At 43.1% G+C, this 4,388-nt stretch carries 5 protein-coding genes; 1 reads left to right on the top strand and 4 read right to left on the bottom strand.

The annotated features are described in order from the left end of the window. The first annotated feature begins 28 nt into the window (after nt 1-28). Nucleotides 29-910 (top strand): DMT family transporter, encoded by an 882-nt coding sequence (locus tag CAG68_RS21985; RefSeq protein WP_005373940.1) that lies wholly within the window; start codon nt 29-31, stop codon nt 908-910. Between the two features lie 63 nt (nt 911-973). On the opposite strand, the gene CAG68_RS21980 is transcribed toward CAG68_RS21985, so the two are convergent. From CAG68_RS21980 to pncB, 4 genes are all read right to left on the bottom strand, one after another. Next, on the bottom strand, nt 974-1,753 hold the full coding sequence (locus CAG68_RS21980; RefSeq protein WP_054730619.1) for a methyltransferase domain-containing protein: 780 nt from the start codon (nt 1,751-1,753) through the stop codon (nt 974-976). Nucleotides 1,754-1,924: 171 nt separating this feature from the next. Then, nucleotides 1,925-2,443, bottom strand: a complete 519-nt coding sequence (locus tag CAG68_RS21975) for a glycine zipper 2TM domain-containing protein (protein WP_005373945.1) — start codon at nt 2,441-2,443, stop codon at nt 1,925-1,927. Between the two features lie 214 nt (nt 2,444-2,657). After that, complete coding sequence (locus CAG68_RS21970) at nt 2,658-3,017, bottom strand: hypothetical protein (RefSeq protein ID WP_005373947.1); 360 nt, start codon at nt 3,015-3,017, stop codon at nt 2,658-2,660. Between the two features lie 321 nt (nt 3,018-3,338). Then, nucleotides 3,339-4,388, bottom strand: a 1,050-nt coding sequence (gene pncB, locus CAG68_RS21965; protein WP_161441660.1) for a nicotinate phosphoribosyltransferase, incomplete at its 5' end; no start/stop codon positions are given.

Below are 4,388 nucleotides of genomic sequence, written 5' to 3'. Positions count from 1 at the left end.
CTTTGGCAAAGAAAGAGGAGAGGAAAAAGTGAAAGTTACATCGGTCGGAGCAGCGATGCTGCTATTAATTGTTGGAAATCTCATTGCGGTGCTTTCGGACTCTTTAATTAAAAGTGTCGGAAATGAAGTGCCTATTTTTCAATTTGTCTTTTTCCGACAAATATCAGCGGTGCTTTTCCTGCTGCCAGTCTACCTGCTAACAAAAAATGCGCCTTTTCTTGAAGGGTTTAAGTGGCATGCTGTTCGCGCTCACGTATGGTTACTTGGTGCAATATTCATGGTTTTGGCGATCTCATCTTTACCGCTCGCAACTGCGAACGCGATCTTTTACGCCGCGCCATTGATCATGTTGCCACTTGCAGCAATCTTTTTTGGAGAACAGTTGTCTAAGCAATCGGTCGCCGCAGCGATAATGGGCTTTGCCGGTGTATTGGTCATCATTCGTCCAGACCAAATCGATTGGGCAGCCATTTCAGCTTTAGTTGTTGCAATTACTTTAGCAATCAATAACTTGCTCATTCGAAAACTGCCAAAAAATCAGTCTGTGATGCAAACGTTATTGATGACAAACTTGGCAGGTATTCCAGTAGCCTTCTTGCTTGTTCTGATCGAAGCAGAACCTTGGGACTGGAGTGCTTTCCCTGTTGCTGCTGGCTCAAGTTTGTTCATCATGATTTATGCAGCAACATGTGTCATCGCTTACCGCTCGATCGATAGCAACAAAATTGCCAGCGCTGAATACAGTGGCTTAATTGGTGCCGTGTTTGTGGGATTGATTTGGTTTGGAGAAGTGCCTGATATATTTATGGCAATAGGAACCATTATGATTGTTGTGCCTCTGGTTTGGCTTTCTAAACGAGAGCGTCGCAAGAAAAAGTTGCAAGAGCAACAAGAAGCGCACGTTACTTAAAGTTGTGCTCTAACCCAAAGACTAAAAAACCGAGCCGTAAGTGCTCGGTTTTTTTATGTGGCTCTAATCGGTTTTTACGTAAGCGACTACGTGAGATAAAAACTGCCTTGCAAAGCGATCATTAAACCGGATGCGATATTCATGCTCGGCTTCCGACACTAGACGCCAGCCTTCAGCAAAGTATTCTTTGATATCATCAACCGCCTCTTCTTTATTTTTGATGTGTTTCGCGTTCCACTGATAAGTGCAAGAGACAACGATCAGCCCACCCACCTTGGTGGTTTTTTTTAGAGCATTGATCACGCTAAGTGGCGACTCACATTGATCAATCACATTTAAACATACGACTAAATCAAAGCGAGATTGGAGAGTATCGAGCTCAAAAGGCTGGTTAATTAGCGTCAAATCAACATGAGCACATTTCTGTACGATATCTCTATTCTCTACCTCTAAAGTGTTTAAGGTGTTCACATCGTGAAGGTAAGTAAGCTCGACGCGTTGTTCTTCTATTAATAGTTGCTTCAAGCCATCCATTAACCTATTTGAAGGCTCCACAAGCGTCGCTTCTTTAAGGTTAGGTAAGCGTTGCACTAACTCATAATAATTTCTTCCCAGCGCCGCCCCAACCTCAAGTAGGGAATACGGCTGAACGCTGCTTTCGATTACCGCCTGCGCAATAAAATCAGCAACTTGAGAGCAGTGAGGTGATGACAAAAAAGAAAGTGGGACTTGTTTTGAGCGACTGGTTATCATCTCAATCTGTTGATCCTCAATGAACTTGTCGAACCATTGCGCTTCGAAATAACCAGCCAGACCGTGCTCGGTCAGGTAAAAATCTTCCATGTTTTTTCCGTTCGTACTTTAAGAAAAGTGATTGTATCGAACGCGGAAATTAACGGGTATTTCTGGCCGCACATTCCAATGGGAAAAATAGATGAAAACGCCGCTTATGTGAAAAAGCCCTTTCATCTCAAAGATAAAAGGGCTTGTTAATCGCTTCGGTTAAGTCGCTAACTATTGTGGTAGAACAACGTTACCATCTTGAATTGGGAACGTTTTTGTCGCTGGCTTGCTCGCCAAACGAACCGTCGTTGGTGCACCTGAAACTTCGTAAGTGACGTCGTAACCCACTACTTTATCAGATGTCGTATATTCTGTATGACACTGTTTTTTCGTCGTTGTTACTACATCACCTTTTTGCACATTCTCCTGGATCTTACGACCTGTCAGTGCACCAGCAATCGTACCAGCTGCAGTTGCAATCACTTTACCTGAGCCACCACCGATTTGGTTGCCCAGCGCTGCTCCAGCTGCTGCGCCACCAACCGTACCAATAATTTTATTGTCATCCGCAGGGGCAACTTGCTCGGTTACTACCACGTCTTTACATACTTGGTGCGGCTTTTTCACCGTTTCAGTCACCGCTTCAACCAAAGTAATGTTTGCTTGAGTTGGAGCTGGTGGCGTTTTGTCTTTACAGCCTGCTAGTACAGCAACAACTGCCGTTGCAATTGCGATAGATTTCATATTCATGATTTACATCCCAGTATGGTTTGCTTTGATGAGCGTTATGGTAAATCGCAAAAGGGAAATCACATCAGACGAAAACAAACCCTCTGTCATTAACAAGTAAAGAAACACTGTTTTATAAAAGATACGTCAAGAAACACTCAGCAACGTGTCAACAGAGCTAAAACTGTATCACTACTGATTATGATTGGGCTGAACTAGTCTATGAGATTTATTTTTAAGCCAAGCTCAAAAATAGTTCGTCATCCGTTAAATACTTATGACGGTGGCTTAGATTACGCACGTGCATAAACATAAAATCAGGGAAACCAGGCGCTATAATGTTATTTGGTTCCCAGCATACACCGCCAACAAACACATATCGCCCCTGCTTGTCATCTTCGTGAAGGGGGTTATTAAGAGGAGAAGAAAACTCTGCTCGGCAACCTTCAACCACACAAACAATTTGTCCTTTAAAAAGGCCAATCACGCGCTTTACAAGATTTGCCTTGATACCACACTTCCATGCTTGGCGAGTGGCCATCTCATAGCCATATTTTCGGATCGCTTTCTTTTGCAAATGTACTACTAGGTTCATTTTGACTCCTGATTCAAGCAACTACGTGAAGCCCAAAGTCATAAAAGCAGATAGACGCCTATACCCGAGTGAGCTCATGGTACGTGGGAACAAACTACGTGATTAGACTGAGTTTAGTGTCGGATAAAGATACGCCGTCCACGATGCTGTAACGTATCGATTTACACCAATCAAAGGCAGATAACACATCAATTTTCGAGTGCTTTCCTGCGCTGTATCTGGTTACTTCTGTATATTACTATAACGAAATCACCCTCCACGTTTACCTATATAAATTTGTCGTAACGATAGAGGGTGCTTATCATGGAGAGAGGATAACGCCTACGCGTCGATGAGATAATTTTGACCTTCAGTTTCTAAACGATCAATCATTTTACGACACTCATTTAAATCAAGAGGTTGTTCAAAGCGGCGCTTGAGATTCATCAAAAAGAAGATATCTTCACACATGGCTTTCTCAGGTTCGTCACTGATTTTGGCGACCGGTGAACCATTGCACGTGACCATTTTTATCACGATAGAAAGTGGCTGGTAGGCTTCACCATATTTATTGACATAATCACCCATATCATTGGCAAGAAAAGTACCGATACCAAAACTCACCTGAATACGTCCTTGGAAATACTCGCAAATATCTAACGCTTGTTCGAAGTTAAGTCCGTCGGTAAACACCAGTGTTTTTGTTAATGGGTCTATATTCAGCGACTGGTAGTGTGCAATGATTTTTTCACCCCAGCTATAAGGGCAACCACTATCGTGACGTACACCGAAGTACGCGTTACTTAGTTCTTCATCAAAGTCTTTAAGGAAAGCATCGATACCAATCGTATCGGTTAACGCAATACCTAGTGCACCATCAAACATTTTTTGCCAACGTTGCAACGCCACTTTTTGCGAATCTCGCACATTCACCAGAGCTTGGTGTCCCATAAACCATTCATGAGCAACGGTGCCGATAGGCGTCAAATTCAGCTCTTTTGCTAAGTGATAGTTGCTTGTTCCTGTCAAACATTCCGGCACTTCCTGGCACAAATATTCCAGCATAGTGCGCTGAGCTTGAAAGGAAAAACGTCGACGCGTCGACATGTCAGAAAATTTAAAGTTAGTAATGTTACGACGTTTTAGTTCCGACTTTAGGTGTCGAACTTTCTCTTCTAAAACAGTGGTAAATTGCGCAACAGGGATATCTGACCAACGCTGACGGCTACGAACTTCAGACACGATGCTCATGATGATCGTTTCGTACAAGATGGTGTCTCGCCACAAACCGTTAATGGTAATTCTTAACTGGCTTGAGCCATCAGCCATGGCTTTATTATGGAAAGAGACATCACTTTGTGGGTTGAAACGGAAATGGCGCAGTGCATCAAC

The organism is Vibrio sp. V42_P2S4T144 (assembly GCF_009904715.1).
Classification (GTDB): domain Bacteria; phylum Pseudomonadota; class Gammaproteobacteria; order Enterobacterales; family Vibrionaceae; genus Vibrio; species Vibrio alginolyticus.
This window is presented reverse-complemented; position numbering and strand designations above follow the sequence as displayed.

Bases quoted from the DNA above. Each gene is read 5' to 3' on its own strand.
- CAG68_RS21980 (WP_054730619.1), bottom strand. From the start codon at position 1,753: ATGGAAGATTTTTACCTGACCGAGCACGGTCTGGCTGGTTATTTCGAA.
- CAG68_RS21970 (WP_005373947.1), bottom strand. From the start codon at position 3,017: ATGAACCTAGTAGTACATTTGCAAAAGAAAGCGATCCGAAAATATGGC.
- CAG68_RS21975 (WP_005373945.1), bottom strand. From the start codon at position 2,443: ATGAATATGAAATCTATCGCAATTGCAACGGCAGTTGTTGCTGTACTA.